Consider the following 401-nt stretch of genomic DNA (forward strand, 5'->3'; position numbering starts at 1 on the left):
GCTTGCTTAGCTTCTGGTTTCTTAGTTGCTGCTGGATTTACTGCTGTAACATCTGCTACACCTTTATCTTTAGCACCATCTACTGCTGTTTGAGCTTCTGCTGCTTTCTCTGGTGTTTCTGCGTTGTTTGGTTGAGCATCGATTGCATCTGTTGCTTCCTTAGCTTTCGCTTGAGCTTCTTCTTTGGCTTTGGCTTTCTCTTCATCTGTGAGGTCGTTACGGCCAGCGATTTCTGCTTCTTTCTTAGCTAATTCATCCGCTACTGCTTTCTTAGCTGCTTCTTTAGCTACTGGGTTAACTTTGGCGATTTCACCAGTTCCTGCTTCTTTAGCTTTATTCAATGCTGCATCGTCTGTTGCTGCATCAATTGCTTCTTTAGCTTTATCTGCTGCATCTTTAGC

1 protein-coding gene is annotated in these 401 nt (G+C 43.6%); it reads right to left on the reverse strand.

Annotated features, from left to right (window positions below; translation table 11 throughout):
- The coding region (locus HT734_RS09125) for a DUF1542 domain-containing protein (RefSeq protein ID WP_173308522.1) at window positions 1–401 on the reverse strand (401 nt) is incomplete at both ends.

The sequence above is a fragment of the Streptococcus sp. k-90 genome (assembly GCF_013277565.1).
In the GTDB taxonomy this organism is placed as follows: Bacteria; Bacillota; Bacilli; order Lactobacillales; family Streptococcaceae; genus Streptococcus.